Genomic DNA, 16,931 nt, shown 5'->3' on the forward strand with positions numbered 1-16,931 from the left:
AAATCATCACGGGTACTGCGAAGCCGGTCCGGTGGCTGCGCTTTCGTGCGCGCCAGGCCTTGCGCGTTAAGCGCGAATCCAGACGTAGGTGCCGTTCGCGAGGTTTTCAAACATGTCGTCGGTCGTCTGCAGGATGTTGTCGCGCCAGTAGCGGCCGTGCTCGGCATAGTGGCCCAGCAGTTCGGCCAGTTGCTCGCCGTCGATGTCGGGGTCGTAGGCCACACGCACGATCAGGATGATGCCGCCCGTATCGCCATCCAACCCGAGTTGTGCATGGTCTTGCGCATAGATGGTGACGTTGGCTTCAAGCATGAGGCGGAACACGCGCAGCGTGCGGCCGCCTGTGACGATGCCGTAGTCGAAGTTCAGGTAGAACGCGTCGATGTCTTCCTCGACTGCATCGATGATGACTTCGAACCCCTCCACCGTGAGCCGGCCGGCGGCGATGATGGCATCGGCATCCGGAATCTGCAGATGCATGCACATGTCGCGGATGAGGCTGTCGCGCCGTTCGATGCTCATGCTTTACACCAGCAGATCTTTGGCCGCTTTCGGGCCGGCTTCCATCAGCTTGGCGAATGCCTGTGTGCGGTTCAGCTCATCCTCCAGATGGGCTGTGTTCAGCATGTCGTCCGCGCCGGCGGATACCACGGCATGCAGCGTGCCGGATGCGTGCACACCTGTGTGGCCGTGCGCAGGGTGCGATGCAGACGGATCCTGCGCAGGGGTTGCGGCAGCTGCAGAAACGTTGCGGTGGATCGGTGTCATGTCGGGATCGCGGTAGCGGGTCGGATTCGGTGAATCGGGCTGCGGCGCGATGGGCCGGGGGGAACAGCAGAAGCGCGCGGGTGAACCATTCAAAAAGCCGCTCGGGAACGGCGCGGCCCCGTTCCCGAACGTTGGCGGCACAGAATGTGCCGTCCGGAACCGACCATTACGAGATCAGGTCCTTGGCGGCCTTCGGGCCCGCTTCCATCAGCTTGGCGAACATGTTGGTGCGGTTCAGTTCGTTTTGCAGACGGGCTGCGTTCAGCATGTCTTGCTCGCCTTCTTTCGTGATGGCTTCGTTTTGAGCATCGAACGACAGGCGGCTACCGGTGTCACGCAGGGCAGCGGTGGTGGTTTGCACGGTCATGGAAAACTCCTTTTCGGTGGATGAGTGGTCTCGGGTGAGAGCCGGGTTTTTCAACAACACCCCGGAATGGGATGCCGCTGATTCGGTTCAGCGAACGTGCTGCTGTTGTGTTCGCCGTGAAGTCATCATCGTGGATTTCATTGCGCTGGACCGGCGAAGAGGCGAAATGTGATGTCGTCTCGCGAAGCCCGTATGTGCACTGCGCGCGTTATGCCGGGATCAAGCCCGAGCACACTTGTGCCGCGCTGGAAAAGCCGTGCGACAGCACGCGAAGCTGCTCGCGGTTGTTGACGTCCGTCGCACGAATGGCGCGCTGTTCCATGTCCATGGCGGTGTGCTTGAGCGCTTCGATAGCCTTGTTCAGCGGGCCGAAATCCTTCGGGCCTTCCTGCTTAGCAAAAGCCTGAATGTCGTCAAACGTTTCGATGATGTCGAGCGTGAAATGGTCAAACATGTGAGTCTCCAGAAGAAGGGGAATGGCAAGAACGATCTGCGCCTTAACGCTGCGCAGCGAGAAAATCCTTGGTGCCGTCGGAGCTTTCGATGTAGCTCAGTTCATCCACGGAAAGCGCGGATGTGGCATCGGCCTTGGGGTCACGCACGCGTGCCTGCGTGATGTCCAGGGCGATGTCCTTGATGTTGCCGCCCAGGTCGCTGCGCACGTGGTCTGCCGTTGCGCGAACTCGCTCAGGGTGCACGGCTGGGCCCGTAATGGAGAACCGGTTGCTGCCCAGGTAGCTGATGCGCAGCCCCGGTTCCTGCAGCGATTCACGCAGGTTTTCAATGACCTCCTGCGCGATGGAAAGATCGGTGCGGACAGACGCTGACACCGCTCGCAGATCGCGCAGCGTGGCAAGCTCTTCGTTGGCTGACGTCACGATGCCGTGCACGATGATCTCGTTGTCGTGCTGTTCGATCTGCAAGCCGTCGATGCGGTGCAGTGCCAGGCATGTGCGCACACGTTCGATCAGCGGTATTTGTGCCGTGGCTGCGGAATGCGCGGCGGAGGATGGCTCGCGTGTCGATGCCAGCAGCAGCGCGCACGGCGTGAGCAGCGCGACTGCTGTCACGCCCATCCAGCCTTTGCGTGCGCGAGGCCGGGTGGGCGCGGGCGTCTCGGAAGCAGGGGCTTGCGCAGCGGCAACGCTGTGGCTGCCGGTGTCCGTGGCTGCGGGCGATAGCACCCGCTCCAGCAGTGCAAGGTCGGATGGCCATGCCTCGCCGGCCGACCCGACACAGAGAATGACCTCGCCAAAGCGGCGAGGGGTCAGGTCGTCCCAGGTGCTGCCGCCATCGTCGGATTCAATCAGGATGCCGTGTTCCGTATCGACAAGCAGCGCGATCGGATCGCCCGCCCAATCAGAGATGCGGATGCTGGCTTGTGCGTCGGGGCCGACCGTCCAGCGGCCCGGCGTCAGGTCGAGGCAGGCGCCGGCATGCGCGCCTGCCAACACGCGGATGTGCTTGTTCATGGTGATTGCGGGGAAGGATCAGGAAGCGGAGGCAGGGCCAGACCCAGCCCCGCCCGGTAAGACCAGAGGTCGGTCGTCCAGCGGCGCGCGACGGCGCTGCTGCGTGCGATGCTCTCGTCGCGCTCGCGGCCAATGCGCGGCCGCGAAGGACTGAGCAGCAAGAGCGGAAACAGCAGGTTGAATGTCTTTTCGCGATCGGTCAGCGCGCTGGTGGCGTGTTGCGGCGCAGTGGTCGCCAGGAGCCGGTCTTTTACGGCGGCCAGCGTGCCTGGTGTGCCTTCAATGGGCGTCTGTTTCAAATAGCTGCGCAGGATGTCGAACGCCATGCGCAACGGCATCGGGTGGCCCGTGTGCATGGCGTGCCGCACGGCAAGCAATTCCTGTTCAAGGCGCTGATAGCTGGGCGATTCCACCTCGGCCAGTAGCGTGTCGGCCGGCAACGCGCCGGCCTCTGTGGCCGCTGTCTTCTGTGGTGCGGCGGCAGCGGTCTCGGCGGCTTGTTCCTGCAAGTACTGCTGCAGCAGGGCGCGACGGCCCTGTGCGCTGCGGCGGTCTCTTGCCTGATCGTCGTCGCCGTCGCTTTGGTCTTGCCGGGACGACAGGCCAATCACCATCGGCTCGACCTTGCGCGCATGCTCTTCCAGCATGAGGAGCAATTCTTCGAACGTGCTGTCGGTGATGGGCTCTTCGGGCGAGCCCGCGCCGCTGCGCTTGCCTGTGCGCGGCCGGCGTACGCGCTTTGCAACCTGTGCGACGTGCTTGTGGCGGTGCAGTTGGTCTTCGACCAGCTGGTCGGCCCAGTGGTGGTGTCCGTGCGCACTATGCCGATGATGCTTGCGATGGTGCGGCGCGGCCGTGTTCTGCGGTGCCTGTACCGGATCGGGCAACGAGAGAACGCTGGGCGGCGAGGCGGAGATGCGTGTCATGACACCGTCCTACTGGAAGAGCGATTGCAGGATCGTGTTGCCGAACTGCAGGATCGATGCCGCGCCCCACGGTGCAGCCACCACAATCACCACGGACACGATGATGAGTTTCAGCCCATGCGAGATGCTGCTGTCCTGCAATGAGGTCACGGCTTGCACGAACGAGATCAGCAGCCCGGCAATGGCGGACACCGCCACAGCGGGCAAGGACACCAGCAGGCACAGCATGAGCGCCGTGCTGGTCAGGCGCGTGATGTTGTCGTAGTCCATGGCGGCCCCTTTAACGATAGGTGTTGACCAGGCCGTGAATCAGCACAGACCAGCCGTCCATCACCACGAAGAGCAGCAGCTTGAACGGGATGGCAACGTTGCTGGGTGTCACCTGCGATAGCCCCAGCGCCATCAACAGGTTGGCGATCACCAGGTCGATCACGATGAAGACGAGATACAGCAGGAAGCCGATGCGGAACGCCGCCGTCAGCTCCGTCAGCGTGAAGGCGGGCGCGAGGATGATGAGGTCGTCTTCCTTGAGCTGTGCGGCTTTGGCCGGTGGCCATAGTTGCTGAGCCGAGCGCATGAAGAACGCTTTCTCGCGTGCGTTGGTGTGCTTGTCCAGGAACTGCCGGAACGGCTCGCGCGCGGCATCGAGCAGCGGCATGACCTGGCTGACGTTCGCGCTGGAATCATTGAGTTGCATGTGGGCGCGCTGCATGGCCTCCATGCCGACCGGCGCCATCACGAAGCACGACACGATCATCGCGATGCCGTTGAGCACCATGCTGGGCGGCACCTGCTGCACGCCCAACGCATTGCGCAGCAGGCCGAGCACGACCACGATCTTGGTGTACGACGTGACCACCATGGCGGCAAACGGCAGCAGCGCAATGGCAACCGCCGCAATGATGAGCGAGGCGAACTCAATGTTCTGCATGGCGCGCGCTCATGGCGGTGATCTGCAGGCCCAGATGCTCGCCCACTGCCACGAGCTGGCCCTGGCCAAGAGTCTGGCCGTGGCAGACCAGGCGCACCGTGGCGTCGCGCAGCAAGACGGGCAACTGCAGGACGTGGCTTGGCGCGAGGGCAGCCAGCTCGGCCAGCGGCAGGCTCATCACGGCAACCTCAAGGTGTACGGGCACCTCCAGTGCTTCTACTGCGATGCCGTCAGTGCTGTCGGGTGTGGTGTCGTGCGTGGCGGCGGTGTCGTCGTCTGCGAGCGCGGGAACATCGAGAATCGTCACGGTGCCTTCCTTGTAGTGAGCATGGGCAGTGAAGTGGGCGCGTCGGCTATCACCGCATGTGAGGCGTACGGCGCCTTCATCGGTGTCGGGGCGATAGGCGTGCATGCCCCAGCCGAGCAGAACGTCGCCGGCCGCGAGCGAAGAAAGCGTGTGCGTTGGGCATCGACGGCTGGCGATACGAACGCCCATCGGCAGTCCCACCACGCCGAGTTGTGCAAGCACAGCGTTGCGATCGGCCACGGGTGGCGCGGGCGGCGCGGCATGCCAATCGAGCGTGGCGATGCGGCATGGCGTTTCACCGTGTGGCCCATCCAGCCGCATCGGCAATTCCGGCTGATCGCTACGTTGCGCATCGTTGTGTTCGGGCGTGAATGTCGCCAAGGTGGCGTCTCCCAGCCCTGCCGCAGACAGCGTGTCGAGCATTGGCGCGAGCCAAAGCCCGGCAAGCGCCGTGCGGCGTTGCGCATCGGCTTCGTGTGCGATGGCGTGGAGTGCGGGGTGGTTGGCGCCTTCAACAACAACGTCGACAGCACACAGCGATGAGCGAATGCCTAGTCGCATAGGCGCCTGCATGGGCGCGGCGTGGTCTACGGCGTGCAGTTGCCAGCGGCGTCCGTGGTCATCCGGGAACGGCGTTCCGGTCAGCCGTGTCAACGCGGCCTGGGCCGGCGTGAACGCACGCAGGTGCGCATCGAGCGGGGATGGCGTGAGCCCGGTGTCCATGGCGAGTCGGCGGAAGGTGTCGGGTGAGGCGTGGGAACGATCACCACACTTCGAGTTCGATATCGATGCGCTGCTCCAGCAAAACGTGAATGCGTTGGCGCAGTGCATCGCCATGCTCGGAGAGTAAGTCGCGCGCCCGCGGGTGTGCCGCCAGGAAGCGAAGCCATAGCGTGTGGGGCGAAAGGCGCAGAGTGAGGCGGGTGTCGGGCAGCACGCGCGGGTCGAGGTCCAGCGTCACTTCCCAGCATTCGCTGTTGGCTTTCACAACACGGGAGCCGCAGAACCTGGAAAGCAGCTGCGCGAGATGTTCCGTCACGGTGCTCCCTACGCTGATCTCTGAGCACGTGCGCACCAGGCGGCTGGCCATGGCCGACGTGTGAAGCGGCGGGGCGTCGGGCGGCGCTTCATTGGGCTGCGCATCGGCGTGATCTTGCGTGGGTGGTTCGTGCTCTGGGGTGTCCTCGCATGCGGCGTCGCTGTGTGCATCGAGCGGTATCCAGGCGGTAGCTTCATCCGTGCAGGGCTCGGCCTGCATGCCGGCTCGCGCGTCTGCGCTGCGTTGCGCGACGGGCCGCCGGACGGGCGTGGGCGGATGGACGATGGGCGGGGCTCGCCACAGGCGTACGGGCGTGGTCATGGCGGCTTACAGCGTGAGCTTGCCCACGGGCTGCAGATCAACGTACGCGCCCAGCTCCTGGAATGAATACACGTTCAGCGCCTGCAAGCGCGGCTCGATCATGCGGCGGACATAGCGTCGGATGTCCATGGACGTGACGATGGCAAGCGCACCGACCGGCGTCGCACCCGATTGCGGCGCGCTGCGGCTCATGTGTTCGAGCCGCGTGACGATGGTGTCAACCTGTTGCGGGTCCAGCGTCAGGAAGTTCCCTGCCGGCGTGGGTTTGATCGCCTGGCGCACCGTCTGCTCCACCGTCGGGTCCAGCAGAATGGCGGGCATTTTGCGTGAGCCACAGGTGGCCTGGTGCGCGATCTGTCGCCCCAGATCGCCGCGCACGTACTCCACCAGCATCAGCGTGTCTTTTTCTTTCGGGCCCCAGATGACAAGGCTTTCGAGGATGGCGCGCATGTTGCGGATGGGCACCTGCTCTTCCAGCAGGCGGCGCAGCACGTCGGCCATGCGCTGTGCGGGCACGGCCTTCTGCGCCTCGGTGACCAGACCCGGGTACTCGGTGGTCACGCGTTCCATGATCCATTGCGTTTCCTGCAGGCCGATGAACAGATGTGCGTGCTTGCGCAGCACATGCACGACGTGGTCGGCAATCACCTGCTCGGCGTGGGTTGCTGAATCGGGCGCTGCGTCCAGTTGCGCACGCAATGGTTCAGGCAGATCGGATACCGATACTTTGCCCTCAGACACCGCGACCGGCTGGCCAGGGATGTCGTGCACCAGCACTTCGTACGCCTCTTCAGGTTGCGCGGCGCTCTTCCAGACCGCAATGCCGGGGAAGGGCAGGCCCAGCTCTTCAGCCAAGGCGTGCCGCCCGCTTTGGAACGCGGCATCGAGTTTGGGAATGTCGAGCCCCTCTGCCAGCCGCGTGCCGAGCCTTACCCCGAGAGGCGCGGTGAACGACGGGGCCTTGTCGGCAATGGTCGGCGCTTTATCCTTGGACCCTTCGCGCAGCAGCGCAGGCAGGGTGTCGGTGTCGGTCGTGCTACCCGTGTTCAGGCGCTTGCGCAGCGTGTAGCCAAAAGTGAAGACAACACCTGCCAGCGCGACAAACAGAAACGACGGAAAGCCCGGCACCAGCGCAAAGCCGGCCAGTAGCGCGCTGGCGGTGAACATGGCCCGTGCGCTGGTCGAAAGCTGCCGCACGATCTCCTTGCCGAGCGAGCTTGGCTTGGCGCCGTGGTCGTCGTCTGACACGCGCGTGATCATCACCCCGGCCGCCACCGAGATCAGCAGCGAGGGAATTTGCGACACCATGGCGTCGCCGATGGACAGCACGGCAAAGCGGTTGGCAGCTTCACCGGCCGTCATGCCGTGGTACGTGATCCCGATCACGATGCCTGCGAGGATGTTGACCAGCGTGATGACCAGGCCGGCAATCGCATCGCCCTTGACGAACTTCATGGCGCCGTCCATGCCGCCGTGCAATTGGCTTTCCATGGCCAGCAACGCGCGGCGCTTGCGGGCCTCGTCTGCGCTCAGGTGCCCGGCGCGCAGGTCGGCGTCAATGCTCATCTGCTTGCCGGGCATGGCGTCGAGCGTGAAGCGCGCGCCAACTTCGGCCACACGTTCAGATCCCTTGGCAATCACGATGAACTGCACGGTGGTGATGATCAGGAACACCACCAGACCCACCACCAGGTTGCCGCCCACCACGAGCTTGCCGAAGCTCTCGATGATGTGGCCGGCGTCTGCGTGCAGCAGGATGGACTTGGTCGATGCGATGTTCAGCGAGAGCCGCAGCAGCGTGGTGAACAACAGCAGCGACGGAAACGCCGACAGCGACGTTGCCGCCGGGATGTACATCGTCACCATCAGCAGCACGACCGATAGCGTGATGTTCAGCCCCAGCAGCGAATCGATCAGGACGGTGGGCAGCGGCAGCACCATCAACGCGATGACGGCAACCACCAACGCGGCGATGCCGATTTCGCCGCTGAATTCAGAGAAGGCGGTCTTCTTGGCCATATCGGATGCCTCAGTTCAAGATGGAAGGGCTTGCGCCCGAGTGTTTGGCGCCGGGGTCTTTCGCGCCGATCTCGCCCACCCAGGCCAGCACTTCGGCCACGGTTTCAAACAGGGCCTCGGGCACGGGATCATTCAGCTTCACGAGGTACAGCGCGCGTGCTAGCGGCGGGTTGCCGATGATCGGAATGCCGAGCGCCTGCGCTTCTTCGCGCAACCTCAGGGCTTCGTCGTCGACGCCCTTGGCGGTGATGCACGGCAAGCCGCATTGTTCGGGTGCGTAACGGATCGCCACGGCGTAGTGCGTGGGGTTGACGATCACGGCCTGCGCGCCGGCCACGGTCTGTTTCGGCTTGGCTTCGTCCACCATCTGGCGCGCCAGCTGCTTGCGCTGGCCCTTGATGTGCGGATCGCCCTCGCTGTTCTTGTGTTCGCGCTTGACTTCGTCCTTGCTCATGCGGTGGTCGCGGATGAAGAGCCAGCGCTGGATGCCAAAGTCCACCGCGCCGAGCAGCAGAAACAGCAGGCCGCCCGCGCCCAGCAGCTTCACCAGCATCGACATGCCGATCTGCGCGATATCCATGACGGGCTGATACGGCGTGCCCACAATGGTCGGCAGCAACATCAGGACGAGCTTCCACAGCGCGGCCCCAACGGCGAGCGCTTTCACCACCATCTTGAGCAGGTCAATCATCGAGCGCATGGAGAAGATGCGCTTCAGACCCGATGCGGGGTTGATGGCGCTCATCTTCAGTTCGAGCGGCTTGGTTGAGAGCACGATGCCCGTCTGGCCCCACGTGGCAATCCAGGCGACCAGCGCAAACGCGAGGCTCAGCGGCAGCGTCATCAGGGCCAGCTGAAGTGCGACGTGGCCGAGCGTCTGCTTGAGCGTCATGGCCGGGTGCCGGCTGTTGTTCACATCGAGCGCGAGGTCGACCAGCGCCCGCCAGCGGTCGCCCAGCAGCGATGCCGTCATGGCAAGCAGCAGGCAGCCCGTGAGCAGCACGACGGCGGCAATCAGGTCGGCACTCTTGGCGGTTTCGCCGTCTCTGTGCGCGTCTCTGAGTTTCTTGTCTGTGGGCTCTTCGGTTTTTTCGTCCGACATGGCGGTGCCCTGGGGTGTCGACGGAGGAGGCCGCGGCGTACGGTGCCGTAGCGATGCGAGGCATTGTGCAGACGCGGGCACTACGCGCTTGGCGCTTGAGCGAAGGCGGATGCGCCGTTCCGAAGCCGGCGGGCGGGTCGGACGAAAACAGGCGGTTCTGCGTTGTGCATGGGGGCGCACAGCGCTGACCGACTTCGGGGCGGGGCGCTCTTTTTCGGGGTGGGTGGCTGGCGCGCGGCATGCGGGCGTCTATGGTTCCACCAGAGCTTGGCCGGAGCACCCACGCCGGCATCGACATGACCCGACACGGAGAACCCTGCGATATGGAACCGATTCAATGTAGCAACCGCCTGCTGGGCGGGCTGCTCGAAGTCTTGATGTATGCAACGCGCAGCGGCCAGTTCGACAACGCGCAATCGCTGCTGACTGCATTGCGCACGCTGCGCCCGAATTTTCGCGAACTCGACCTGGTGGAAGGCTGGCTGCTGGTGGGCCGCCATCAATACGCCGATGCCGCGCGCATCCTGCGCGAGCTGCACAACGGCGAGCGGGCCGAGAGCGTGGTGCCGTTTGCCTCGGCCATGATGGCGCTGTGCCTGAACGCCCTGGGCGATCAGGAGTGGCATGTGTATGCCAATGAGGTGCTCGCCCGCAACGAAGACGCCGATTCCGTCGCGCTGGTGCGCACGCTGATCGGCGTGCAGGAAGAAATGGATGCCGGCACGTTCGGCACCACCGCCGCTGCCGCGCCGGCCGCAGAAAGCGTGGATCTCAGCGCTTACCACAGCGCGCACTACTTCACCCGCGCTTAACCATCCTCTCGGGAGTCCATCATGATCCAAGGTCCGACTGCCATTCCGCCGGTCACTGCCGGCACGCCGGGCGCCGGCATTGCCCCGGCTGAAACTGCCGCGCCCGCGCCCGAGCTTGTTGCACGCTTCGAATCGATGCTGCAGAACGCCAAGCACAGCCAGCATCACAGCAAGGGGCCTTCAGCCGTTGGCGAACTGGTCAAGAAAGAGGATGCCGCCGTGCAGGCGTCGATGGCGCGTGTGGAGGCCATGACCGAGGCCGAACGCGGTATGTCCGTGCAGGAAGTGGTGGCTGAGGGCGTGCGCGTGCAAATGGAGTGCGCGGCCACCATGACGAAGGTTCACTTGGGCAGCACCATTGCGCATTCCGGCAAGAACGCCGTGCAGACCCTGATGCGGAACCAATGATGCGGACCGCGCTTCCATCCTGCCGCACGCGGCGCGGCGCACTGGCACTGCTCTTCGTGCTGACTGCGCTGCTGGCTGGCTGCAACAAGCAGCTCTTTGCCCAACTGAGCGAGGCCGACGCCAACGACATGCTCACCGTGCTGCTGCAGGCCGGCATCGACGCGCAGAAGAATTCGCCCGACGATGGCAAGACCTGGTCGGTGATGGTCGACCAGGATGCCTTTGCCCGCGCGATGGAAGTCCTGCACAGCCACGGCTTGCCGCATGAAAAGTACGCGAGCCTGGGCGACATCTTCAAGAAGGACGGGCTCATCTCTACGCCCACGGAAGAGCGGGTGCGCTTCATTTACGGCGTATCGCAGCAGCTTTCGCAAACGCTTTCGCGCATCGACGGCGTGTCCGTAGCCAATGTGCAGATCGTGCTGCCCAACAACGATCCGCTGGCCACCGTGGTCAAGCCATCCAGCGCATCGGTGTTCATCAAATACCGCCCGAGCGCCAATGTGTCTTCGCTGGTTCCGAGCATCAAGAACCTGGTTGTGCACAGCGTGGAGGGGCTTACCTACGAGAACGTCAGCGTCACGCTGGTGCCCGGCACCGTAGATGCGCCCACCACCGATGTCGCCGGCCGCGCGCCCGCTGGTGTGTCGTGGGTCACGCTCGGGGCCGTGGTGGGTGCGCTGGGCGTGATCGTCCTGCTGTGGCGTGCCGCAACCCGGCTGTCCGCCGTACGGACACGGCTTGACGCAGCGCGTGCGCGCCTGGAAGACAAGTTGCCGGCACGCTGGAAGAAGCGCGCAACAGCATGATCGAGACGAGCGCCGCACCCGATCCGGCCGCCGCCATGATCCTGCGCATGTTGCACGCGTATCAAGAGCGGATGCATGGGCTGGTGCATGTGTTCGATGCATCGGCATGCGCCGCGCAGGCTAACGGTGTACCGGCAGGCGCGGCCAAAGACTGGCGCCAGGTCTGTATCGCGCTTGGCGTGGGTCAGGTGGGCTTGCCGACATTGCTTTCGCGCGGGCATCGCCTCGCCGTGCTCGATAAAGACGACCTCCAGCGCGTGCTGGCCGCCCGCATGCTGATCGGCAGGCGTGCCTCGCTGGCCCGATGCATCGACGGTGCTTACCTCGCCGGTCTTGCCGGACTGTTGGGGGAGGCAGCGCTCACGGCGTTGACGCAACGCGAGCACTGGGCGCCAGGCGCCAGTGGGCCGCTGCCCGCGCTCCACTTGGCGCAGCTTGCCGAGGCCGGCCTGCATGCCCTGATTGCCGACGGTACGGTGTCGGATCCGTCGCTCGCGCAATTGATGCGCCTGACGATCGGCATGCAAGCGCCGTTGCCGCCGGGTGCCGGCACTCCCTCAGATGGAACGCCAGCCGAATCCTTCATGGCTGCGTTGCCTGTTCTCTTTCCGGAGTTGGCATGGTTATTTGGTTGAGGCGCGATGCCCCGCTTGGCATTGGCTCGGACGTGATCCGTGCTGAAGACTACGGGCACGTGGTCGAACTGGATGCCGCATGGCGGGCCGCGGAGGAGGCGCGTGAGGCCGCAATGGCGCAGGCTCACGCCCAGGCTGAAGCCATCGTGGCGCAAGCCCAGGCCAATGCCGACGAGTTGCTCAGGCAAGCCGAGCAGCGCGCGCAGCGCAGCGCCAAGCTCGGTTATGCCGCTGGTCAGCGACGTGCGTTGGAGGATTTTCATGCGTCCATGGCCGCGCGCGCGTACGACGATGAGGAAGCCACACGCCGCGAGGAGGACCGCCTGATCGCCACGGTCATGCAGGCAGTCGAGCATGTGGTGCTGGAATCCGACCGCCAGGCGCTGTTTGCGCGTGTAGCCGCCACGCTCGGCCGCGTGCTGCAAAGCCAAGCGCGCTTGACGGTGCGTGTGTGTGCAGACGAGATCGAACCGGCTCGCGCCGCCTTCGCCAAGGCCGTGCAGACGGGGTCCCTCAATGCCGCCTTCGAGGTGCTGGCAGACGATCGCGCCGAGCCCGGACACTGCCAATGCGAATGGGACCACGGCGTGGCCGATGCGAGCCTGCGTGTGCAATTGGCCGCACTGCGACAGGCGCTTTCCGGTCGCAAGCGCAAGCCGGTTGAACATGCCGATCCGCACGAAGGCTACGCAGATGACGACGCCGGATTTGACGAGGATGCGGCATGACCAAAGCTGCGCTGATCGACGCCATGGATGAAGCCATCCGCAGCGTGGCGCCTGTCCAGCGCCTGGGCAAAGTCGTGGAAGTGACAGGCACCTTGCTACGCGTAGGCGGCGTGGACGTCAAGCTCGGCGAGCTTTGCACGTTGACCACGCCGGACGGCACGGAGCTTCAGCAAGGCGAGGTGGTCGGCTTTAGCGAGCACTTTGCATTGCTGGCGCCCTTTGGCGGCGTGGTGGGCTTATCGCGCTCGACTCGCGTGGTGCCGAGCGGGCGCACGCTTTCGGTCGGGATCGGGCCCGGGTTGCTCGGCCGCGTGTTGGATGGTCTGGGCAGACCCGCCGATGGTGGACCGCCGCTGGATGTGTACGACTACGTGCCGGTGTTTGCGCAGGCGCCCGACCCGATGTCGCGCCGCTTGGTGGAGCAGCCGCTAGCCACCGGTGTGCGCGTGATCGACGGATTGGCGACGCTGGCAGAGGGGCAGCGCATGGGCATCTTCGCGCCGGCCGGTGTGGGCAAGAGCACGCTGCTCGGCATGCTGGCGCGCGGCACCGAATGCGACGTCAACGTGATCGTGCTGATTGGCGAGCGCGGCCGCGAGGTACGCGAGTTCATCGAACAGATTCTGGGTGAGGAAGGCATGCGCCGCTCCGTGCTGGTGTGTGCAACGTCCGATCGTTCGTCCGTGGAGCGCGCCAAGGCTGCGCACGTGGGCACCGCCATCGCCGAGTATTTCCGCGACCAAGGGCTGCGCGTGCTGCTGATGATGGATTCGCTCACGCGCTTTGCCCGGGCGCAGCGCGAGATCGGCCTTGCAGCGGGCGAGCCGCCCACGCGGCGCGGCTTTCCGCCGTCAGTGTTTGCTGAGCTGCCGCGCCTGCTCGAGCGGGCAGGCATGAGCGCCACGGGCTCCATCACCGCGCTGTACACCGTGCTGGCCGAAGACGAATCCGGCAACGACCCCGTGGCCGAAGAAGTGCGCGGCATTCTGGACGGCCACCTGATCCTGTCGCGCGACATTGCCGCGCGCAATCGCTATCCGGCCATCGACATCCTGAATAGCTTGAGCCGTGTGATGACGCAAGTCGCGCCGGCTGACCACTGCGCAGCAGCCGGCCGCATGCGCCAGTTGCTTGCCAAGTACAACGAGGTCGAGACGCTGCTGCAGATGGGCGAATACAAGGAAGGCAGCGATGCCGTGGCCGACACCGCCGTGCAATGGAACGGCTGGATGGAAGACTTCCTGCGCCAGCGCACCGACGAGTGGTGCAGCCCAGACGAGACGTATCGGCTGCTGAGCGAGGTGGGTCAGACATGAAGCGCAAGCGCTCCGCTGTCTGGCACACGCTGATCGAAGCCAAAACGCGCCAGCGCCGTCGTGTCGAAGCGGAGATTGCTGCCGCACAGCAAGCCGTGGCGGAAGCAGAGGCCACCGCGCAAGACAGCGAAGACGCGTGCGAGCGCGCGCATGAGCGGCTGCGCGGGCATATCGGCCGCATGGATCAACTGATCGCCGCCCCCGTGCTGCTGGCCGATGCGTACTTGCGCTACGACGCGTTTCGCGGCGAGCTGGATGATGCGGTCGTGCAGGCCGAGCACGACGTGGCGGCCGCGCACGCCGCCGTGGCCGAACGCGAGGCCGAACTCAAGGCGCGCCGCCAGGCACTGGCGCGGCTTGATGCCATGCTCGATCAATGCCGTAAGACTGCGGAGCGGATCGACCAGCAGGAAGCCACTGAGCGCGAGCTTGCCACCGAGGAAGAGGCCGTGGAGGCCATCCTGGCGCGTCCGCGCCCACGCGCAGCGGCTTGATGGCGAAACATTCTGACGACATTCACGCCCTCATATGGAAGCGATCGATACCGTTCTGCACGCCTGGTTTGATCTTGATGAAAGCGCGGAGGTCATCCTTGCGCTGCTCGCGCTGTCGTGCGTGCGCATCATGACCATCTTCGCGATCCTGCCGGCCACGAGTGACCAGTCCGTGCCCGGCACCGCCCGCAATGGCGTGGTCTACACGCTCGCCATCATCGTTGCAGCGGCACAGCCGCCCGCCGTGGCGGAACACCTGAGCGCGGCCCGGTGGTTCCTGCTGGCCGGCAAGGAGATCTTTCTGGGCGCGTGCCTCGGCTACGCGGCGTCCACGGTGTTCTGGGTGGCGCAGACGGCGGGCACGATCGTCGACAACATGGCGGGTTTCAACAACGTGCAGATGAGCAACCCGTTGCAGGGCGACCAGAACACGCCGATCGGCAACACGTTATTGAATCTGGCCGTCACCTTGTTCTATGCAGCGGGCGGCATGCTGTTCCTGCTGGGCGTGGTGTTCGAGTCGTTCCACTGGTGGCCGCTGGGCGCCACGCTGCCCGACATGAGCGCTGTTGCCGAGAGTTTTCTGCTGCAGCAAACCGATTCCATCTTCTCCACGGCTGTGAAGCTCGCAGCGCCGGTGATGATGACGTTGTTCCTCATCGATGCCGGCATCGGCCTGCTATCGCGTGCGGCAGACAAGCTCGAACCCGCTTCGCTTGGCCAGCCCATCAAGGGTGCGGTGGCCATCCTCATGGTCACGGCGCTGGTCGTGGCCATGTCCAGCCAGGTGCGGGATACGCTCACCTATAGCCAGTTGCTGCAGCGGGTCAAGAGCGGACTGGTGGGCGATGACACGTCGTCAAAACCGAAGAATATGCGGTGAGGATTGTTCAGCGCCTGACGAAGCTTTGTTGAGATTGTGGGTGCGGCGATTTCTTAGGATGTCCTTACGAAATCCAACACCAAGCGGCCCGCGCTTCGCGAGCCGCAATCTCTGACACGGGAGCGTCGACATGCTGGGAAACATCTACTTTGCCTTGGCCTCCGGATTGGCAGCGCGTGAGCGTCTGCCTGACTATGCGAAGGCCGTCTTCGCGGAGGATTTCGACCGCGCGTATCAACTGGTCGATGATCATGGCGGCTTGCACGGCAAGGACGCTGGCGACTACGCCGGGGTGCTGGCCATGGCCGATGCATCGATGCTGCTGGAATGCGATGAAGACGCCGAAGAAGCGTTCCGCACCGCGCAGCGTCTGATTCGCCATTCGGATGATCAACTGCGCGTGGTCTCGTGCCGCAACATGGGCTGGCAATCGCTGCTGCGCGATCGGTATTCGGCCGCGGCGGGCTGCTTTTCCCGCATGGCCGAAGACGATGGCGCGACGTGGCTGCAGCGCATCGAAGGCATGATGGGCCTGGCCCTCGTGCATCACCAGCTTGGTCAGCAGGACGCAGCAGACGAGGCGCTGCAATCGGCGCGCGCCATTGCAACGGAGCGCAACGACGCCGGCTGGCTCGCCACGCTCGATCTCGTCGTGTACGAGTTTGCGGTGCAGGCTGGCATCCGGTGCTCCAACCGCTTGCTCGAACACGCGTTCTGGCAGTCGGCCGAAGTGGGTGCTGCGATGCTGCACCACCATGGCGGCCGCGACGGATGGGCGCCCAACGGCAAGCACGATGCGAGTGTGCCCGCGATGATCCATCGCCGCGCCGAGTATCTGAGCCTGCTGCGCCGCATGGCCGATGGCGATCGCACCGCAATCGACCCGCTCATGGCGATCATCGGGCAGTCACGCCGCATGGGCAGCCGCCTGTTGATGCAGACGAAGGTGGAGGTGGTGCTGGCAGCGCTCAGCGGCGAGCAGCACGACGTGGCCGGCAAGGTCTATGACCAGATCTGCAACCGCGATACGTCTTTCGGCGCACGCCGCTGGAATTTCGACTACCTCTACTGCCGCGCCAAGATGGCCGCGCAGCGCGGCGACGCAGCCGGTGCGCTCAAGTACTACACCGCCTACATGCAAGACGCCCTGCGCTGCCTGCGCACCGAATCGCCCGGCGTGCGCCGTGTCAGCCAGACCACGCCCGCCGCGTCACGTGCGTCCGATGATGTGAGCGCGCGGCTGTCTGCCAAGTACCGGCGTGCGTATCACTACATCCTGGACAACATTGAGCGCAGCGACCTGACCACGCGTGAGGTGGCCGCGCATATCAACGTGACTGAGCGTGCGCTGCAACTTGCGTTCAAGAGCGCGGTGGGCATGTCGCCCAGCTCGGTCATCCGGCGCCTGCGTCTGGAGGGCATCCGCTCTGACCTGCTGGACGAGGGGCGCGGGCCGTCGAACATCATCGATACGGCATCGCGCTGGGGCATCCGCAGCCGCTCGGCGCTGGTCAAGGGGTATCGCAAGCAGTTCAACGAAGCGCCGTCGGAAACCATCTGGCGTTAATTCGCGGGCGCTGTATCGCGTGGCCGC

At 64.8% G+C, this 16,931-nt stretch carries 21 protein-coding genes; 9 read left to right on the top strand and 12 right to left on the bottom strand.

The annotated features are described in order from the left end of the window. Nucleotides 1-66: 66 nt before the first annotated feature. The 12 genes from ACTJK6_RS20215 to sctU all read right to left on the bottom strand — a co-directional run bounded on the left by ACTJK6_RS20215 (nucleotide 67) and on the right by sctU (nucleotide 9,252). Nucleotides 67-522 (bottom strand): molecular chaperone Tir, encoded by a 456-nt coding sequence (locus tag ACTJK6_RS20215; protein ID WP_232038753.1) that lies wholly within the window; start codon nucleotides 520-522, stop codon nucleotides 67-69. A 3-nt stretch (nucleotides 523-525) separates the two neighbouring features. Continuing rightward, nucleotides 526-768 carry a serine kinase/phosphatase gene (locus ACTJK6_RS20220; protein WP_440839968.1) on the bottom strand — a complete coding sequence of 81 codons (243 nt, stop codon included), beginning with the start codon at nucleotides 766-768 and terminating at the stop codon, nucleotides 526-528. Between the two features lie 166 nt (nucleotides 769-934). Then, on the bottom strand, nucleotides 935-1,135 hold the full coding sequence (locus ACTJK6_RS20225; protein ID WP_414561497.1) for a serine kinase/phosphatase: 201 nt from the start codon (nucleotides 1,133-1,135) through the stop codon (nucleotides 935-937). A 208-nt stretch (nucleotides 1,136-1,343) separates the two neighbouring features. After that, nucleotides 1,344-1,589: a type III secretion protein HrpX gene (locus ACTJK6_RS20230; RefSeq protein WP_440818794.1), complete on the bottom strand. Its 246-nt coding sequence runs from the start codon at nucleotides 1,587-1,589 to the stop codon at nucleotides 1,344-1,346. A 43-nt stretch (nucleotides 1,590-1,632) separates the two neighbouring features. Continuing rightward, the gene (locus ACTJK6_RS20235) at nucleotides 1,633-2,607 is read right to left on the bottom strand and encodes an HrpD5 family protein (RefSeq protein ID WP_440839969.1); all 975 of its coding nucleotides are present in this window, start codon (nucleotides 2,605-2,607) and stop codon (nucleotides 1,633-1,635) included. Next, nucleotides 2,604-3,533 carry a type III secretion protein HrpV gene (locus ACTJK6_RS20240; protein ID WP_440839970.1) on the bottom strand — a complete coding sequence of 310 codons (930 nt, stop codon included), beginning with the start codon at nucleotides 3,531-3,533 and terminating at the stop codon, nucleotides 2,604-2,606. Before ACTJK6_RS20240 ends, ACTJK6_RS20235 begins: the two co-directional genes overlap by 4 nt. Before the next feature lie 9 nt (nucleotides 3,534-3,542). Continuing rightward, entirely contained in the window at nucleotides 3,543-3,803 is a 261-nt protein-coding gene (gene sctS, locus ACTJK6_RS20245) for a type III secretion system export apparatus subunit SctS (protein ID WP_024978147.1), read from the bottom strand. A 10-nt stretch (nucleotides 3,804-3,813) separates the two neighbouring features. Further along, complete coding sequence (gene sctR / locus ACTJK6_RS20250) at nucleotides 3,814-4,464, bottom strand: type III secretion system export apparatus subunit SctR (RefSeq protein WP_045205537.1); 651 nt, start codon at nucleotides 4,462-4,464, stop codon at nucleotides 3,814-3,816. Beyond that, complete coding sequence (sctQ, locus tag ACTJK6_RS20255; RefSeq protein ID WP_440839971.1) at nucleotides 4,451-5,494, bottom strand: type III secretion system cytoplasmic ring protein SctQ; 1,044 nt, start codon at nucleotides 5,492-5,494, stop codon at nucleotides 4,451-4,453. The genes sctR and sctQ overlap by 14 nt, the downstream gene beginning before the upstream one ends. 40 nt (nucleotides 5,495-5,534) lie before the next feature. Then, the gene (sctP, locus tag ACTJK6_RS20260; RefSeq protein WP_440839972.1) at nucleotides 5,535-6,131 is read right to left on the bottom strand and encodes a type III secretion system protein SctP; all 597 of its coding nucleotides are present in this window, start codon (nucleotides 6,129-6,131) and stop codon (nucleotides 5,535-5,537) included. Between the two features lie 6 nt (nucleotides 6,132-6,137). Beyond that, entirely contained in the window at nucleotides 6,138-8,150 is a 2,013-nt protein-coding gene (locus ACTJK6_RS20265; protein ID WP_440475748.1) for an FHIPEP family type III secretion protein, read from the bottom strand. A gap of 10 nt (nucleotides 8,151-8,160) precedes the next feature. Further along, entirely contained in the window at nucleotides 8,161-9,252 is a 1,092-nt protein-coding gene (gene sctU, locus ACTJK6_RS20270) for a type III secretion system export apparatus subunit SctU (protein WP_232038744.1), read from the bottom strand. Between the two features lie 323 nt (nucleotides 9,253-9,575). Here sctU and ACTJK6_RS20275 point away from each other — a divergent pair, with 323 nt between their 5' ends. The 9 genes from ACTJK6_RS20275 (at nucleotide 9,576) to ACTJK6_RS20315 (ending at nucleotide 16,904) form a co-directional block, all read left to right on the top strand. Continuing rightward, nucleotides 9,576-10,064 carry an HrpB1 family type III secretion system apparatus protein gene (locus ACTJK6_RS20275; RefSeq protein WP_232038743.1) on the top strand — a complete coding sequence of 163 codons (489 nt, stop codon included), beginning with the start codon at nucleotides 9,576-9,578 and terminating at the stop codon, nucleotides 10,062-10,064. A 21-nt stretch (nucleotides 10,065-10,085) separates the two neighbouring features. Further along, entirely contained in the window at nucleotides 10,086-10,472 is a 387-nt protein-coding gene (locus tag ACTJK6_RS20280; RefSeq protein WP_440839973.1) for a type III secretion protein HrpB2, read from the top strand. Beyond that, entirely contained in the window at nucleotides 10,469-11,281 is an 813-nt protein-coding gene (gene sctJ / locus ACTJK6_RS20285; protein WP_440839974.1) for a type III secretion system inner membrane ring lipoprotein SctJ, read from the top strand. Before ACTJK6_RS20280 ends, sctJ begins: the two co-directional genes overlap by 4 nt. Beyond that, nucleotides 11,278-11,916 carry a type III secretion protein HrpB4 gene (locus tag ACTJK6_RS20290; protein WP_440839975.1) on the top strand — a complete coding sequence of 213 codons (639 nt, stop codon included), beginning with the start codon at nucleotides 11,278-11,280 and terminating at the stop codon, nucleotides 11,914-11,916. The genes sctJ and ACTJK6_RS20290 overlap by 4 nt, the downstream gene beginning before the upstream one ends. Then, entirely contained in the window at nucleotides 11,901-12,644 is a 744-nt protein-coding gene (gene sctL / locus ACTJK6_RS20295; protein ID WP_440839977.1) for a type III secretion system stator protein SctL, read from the top strand. The genes ACTJK6_RS20290 and sctL overlap by 16 nt, the downstream gene beginning before the upstream one ends. After that, nucleotides 12,641-13,960: a type III secretion system ATPase SctN gene (gene sctN, locus ACTJK6_RS20300; protein WP_045205528.1), complete on the top strand. Its 1,320-nt coding sequence runs from the start codon at nucleotides 12,641-12,643 to the stop codon at nucleotides 13,958-13,960. The genes sctL and sctN overlap by 4 nt, the downstream gene beginning before the upstream one ends. Beyond that, nucleotides 13,957-14,454: a type III secretion protein HrpB7 gene (locus ACTJK6_RS20305; protein WP_440839979.1), complete on the top strand. Its 498-nt coding sequence runs from the start codon at nucleotides 13,957-13,959 to the stop codon at nucleotides 14,452-14,454. Before sctN ends, ACTJK6_RS20305 begins: the two co-directional genes overlap by 4 nt. Nucleotides 14,455-14,488: 34 nt before the next feature. Continuing rightward, nucleotides 14,489-15,337 carry a type III secretion system export apparatus subunit SctT gene (sctT, locus tag ACTJK6_RS20310; protein ID WP_232038738.1) on the top strand — a complete coding sequence of 283 codons (849 nt, stop codon included), beginning with the start codon at nucleotides 14,489-14,491 and terminating at the stop codon, nucleotides 15,335-15,337. Nucleotides 15,338-15,467: 130 nt separating this feature from the next. Continuing rightward, entirely contained in the window at nucleotides 15,468-16,904 is a 1,437-nt protein-coding gene (locus ACTJK6_RS20315; RefSeq protein ID WP_232038737.1) for a helix-turn-helix transcriptional regulator, read from the top strand. Nucleotides 16,905-16,931: the final 27 nt, after the last annotated feature.

This window comes from Ralstonia sp. 22086, assembly GCF_052045975.1.
GTDB classification, from domain to species: Bacteria; Pseudomonadota; Gammaproteobacteria; order Burkholderiales; family Burkholderiaceae; genus Ralstonia; species Ralstonia wenshanensis.

What these genes read in the sequence shown, in the direction of transcription:
- ACTJK6_RS20290 (WP_440839975.1), top strand. Translation starts at nt 11,278, where the DNA reads ATGATCGAGACGAGCGCCGCACCCGATCCGGCCGCCGCCATGATCCTG.
- ACTJK6_RS20280 (WP_440839973.1), top strand. Translation starts at nt 10,086, where the DNA reads ATGATCCAAGGTCCGACTGCCATTCCGCCGGTCACTGCCGGCACGCCG.
- sctQ (WP_440839971.1), bottom strand. Translation starts at nt 5,494, where the DNA reads ATGGACACCGGGCTCACGCCATCCCCGCTCGATGCGCACCTGCGTGCG.
- ACTJK6_RS20220 (WP_440839968.1), bottom strand. Translation starts at nt 768, where the DNA reads ATGACACCGATCCACCGCAACGTTTCTGCAGCTGCCGCAACCCCTGCG.
- ACTJK6_RS20235 (WP_440839969.1), bottom strand. Translation starts at nt 2,607, where the DNA reads ATGAACAAGCACATCCGCGTGTTGGCAGGCGCGCATGCCGGCGCCTGC.
- ACTJK6_RS20240 (WP_440839970.1), bottom strand. Translation starts at nt 3,533, where the DNA reads ATGACACGCATCTCCGCCTCGCCGCCCAGCGTTCTCTCGTTGCCCGAT.
- sctR (WP_045205537.1), bottom strand. Translation starts at nt 4,464, where the DNA reads ATGCAGAACATTGAGTTCGCCTCGCTCATCATTGCGGCGGTTGCCATT.
- ACTJK6_RS20230 (WP_440818794.1), bottom strand. Translation starts at nt 1,589, where the DNA reads ATGTTTGACCATTTCACGCTCGACATCATCGAAACGTTTGACGACATT.
- sctL (WP_440839977.1), top strand. Translation starts at nt 11,901, where the DNA reads ATGGTTATTTGGTTGAGGCGCGATGCCCCGCTTGGCATTGGCTCGGAC.
- ACTJK6_RS20225 (WP_414561497.1), bottom strand. Translation starts at nt 1,135, where the DNA reads ATGACCGTGCAAACCACCACCGCTGCCCTGCGTGACACCGGTAGCCGC.
- sctN (WP_045205528.1), top strand. Translation starts at nt 12,641, where the DNA reads ATGACCAAAGCTGCGCTGATCGACGCCATGGATGAAGCCATCCGCAGC.
- sctU (WP_232038744.1), bottom strand. Translation starts at nt 9,252, where the DNA reads ATGTCGGACGAAAAAACCGAAGAGCCCACAGACAAGAAACTCAGAGAC.
- sctS (WP_024978147.1), bottom strand. Translation starts at nt 3,803, where the DNA reads ATGGACTACGACAACATCACGCGCCTGACCAGCACGGCGCTCATGCTG.
- sctJ (WP_440839974.1), top strand. Translation starts at nt 10,469, where the DNA reads ATGATGCGGACCGCGCTTCCATCCTGCCGCACGCGGCGCGGCGCACTG.
- ACTJK6_RS20215 (WP_232038753.1), bottom strand. Translation starts at nt 522, where the DNA reads ATGAGCATCGAACGGCGCGACAGCCTCATCCGCGACATGTGCATGCAT.
- ACTJK6_RS20305 (WP_440839979.1), top strand. Translation starts at nt 13,957, where the DNA reads ATGAAGCGCAAGCGCTCCGCTGTCTGGCACACGCTGATCGAAGCCAAA.
- ACTJK6_RS20315 (WP_232038737.1), top strand. Translation starts at nt 15,468, where the DNA reads ATGCTGGGAAACATCTACTTTGCCTTGGCCTCCGGATTGGCAGCGCGT.
- sctP (WP_440839972.1), bottom strand. Translation starts at nt 6,131, where the DNA reads ATGACCACGCCCGTACGCCTGTGGCGAGCCCCGCCCATCGTCCATCCG.
- ACTJK6_RS20265 (WP_440475748.1), bottom strand. Translation starts at nt 8,150, where the DNA reads ATGGCCAAGAAGACCGCCTTCTCTGAATTCAGCGGCGAAATCGGCATC.
- ACTJK6_RS20275 (WP_232038743.1), top strand. Translation starts at nt 9,576, where the DNA reads ATGGAACCGATTCAATGTAGCAACCGCCTGCTGGGCGGGCTGCTCGAA.
- sctT (WP_232038738.1), top strand. Translation starts at nt 14,489, where the DNA reads ATGGAAGCGATCGATACCGTTCTGCACGCCTGGTTTGATCTTGATGAA.